We start from the raw sequence: 1,285 nt of genomic DNA, 5'->3' as shown, positions 1-1,285 counted from the left end.
ACCAAGCTGATCGAGCGCAACACGACCATCCCGACCAAGCGCTCGGAGATCTTCACCACGGCCGAGGACAACCAGCCGTCGGTGCAGATCCAGGTGTTCCAGGGCGAGCGCGAGATCGCCGCGTACAACAAGAAGCTCGGCATGTTCGAGCTGACCGGCCTGCCGCCGGCGCCGCGCGGCCTGCCCCAGATCGAGGTCACCTTCGACATCGACGCCAACGGCATCATGCACGTCGCGGCGAAGGACCTCGGTACCGGCCGGGAGCAGAAGATGACCGTCACCGGCGGCTCGGCGCTGCCGAAGGACGACATCCAGCGGATGATGCGCGACGCCGAGCAGCACGCCGAGGAGGACCGCCGCCGCAAGGAGGCGGCCGAGACCCGCAACCAGGCCGAGCAGCTCGTCTACTCGACCGAGCGGCTCCTCGCCGACAACCCCGAGAAGGTGCCCGCCGAGGTCAGGACCGAGGTGGAGGCGGCCCTCGCCGACCTGAAGGAGAAGCTCAAGGGCGAGGACACCACGGCGATCCGTACCGCCCTGGACCACGCCGCCCTCGTCGCCCAGAAGATCGGCACGGCCATGTACGCCCAGGCGGCCGCCGGCGGCGCCGCCCCCGCCGACGGCGCCCCGGGCGACGGTGCCCCGGGCGAGGAGGAGGTCGTCGACGCCGAGATCGTGGACGACGAGAAGCCGAGGGGCACCGGCGGCTGACCGGCGCCGCTGCCCGCGGCGGTTCGCGGAGTCCCCGGACGCGGCATGATGCCTGATGCGGCGTCACCATGCGGTGCCGTGCCCGAAAAGGACTGCTCGCGGCCGGAGGGCCGGCACCGAGGGAGGCGCAGTGGACCGTCCGCCCGCCGCGACCGTCCCGTTCGGTTCCTCGTGGGTGGTCGGCATCGATGTCGGCGGCACGGGGGTGCGGCTCGCCCTCGCACCGGCCGGGCAGACCGCCGACCTCGGCGCCGCGCGCACCCGCGAGCTCCCCGCCCCCGCGCGGATCGCCGACTCCGGCCACGACGCCGACACGCTGCTCGGGCGGCTGCTGCCCGCCCTGGAGGCGCTGGTCGCCGGCCTGCCGCACGGGGCGCGCATCGGCGCGGTGGCCGTCGGCGCCACCGGCATGGCGCTGCTCGGCCGTGACCTCGCCGCCAGGCTGCCCGGCCCGCTGGTCCGGACCACCGGGGCACAGCGCCTGGTCCTGGCCGGCGCCGAGATCGACATCCGGGCCACGATGCGGGCCAAGCTCGGCGAGGAGATGGAGGACTACCTCATCCTCGGCGCCTGC

General features: G+C 74.1%; 1 protein-coding gene and 1 pseudogene. Both read left to right on the top strand.

The annotated features are described in order from the left end of the window. On the top strand, positions 1-711 hold a 711-nt coding region (locus tag ABZ885_RS41385), incomplete at its 5' end, for an Hsp70 family protein (protein ID WP_360200404.1). A gap of 130 nt (positions 712-841) precedes the next feature. Then, positions 842-1,285: pseudogene (locus ABZ885_RS41380) on the top strand (hypothetical protein); the annotation flags it as partial.

Origin of the sequence: Kitasatospora sp. NPDC047058, from assembly GCF_040643935.1 — a bacterium.
Lineage (GTDB): Bacteria > Actinomycetota > Actinomycetes > Streptomycetales > Streptomycetaceae > Kitasatospora.
This window is presented reverse-complemented; position numbering and strand designations above follow the sequence as displayed.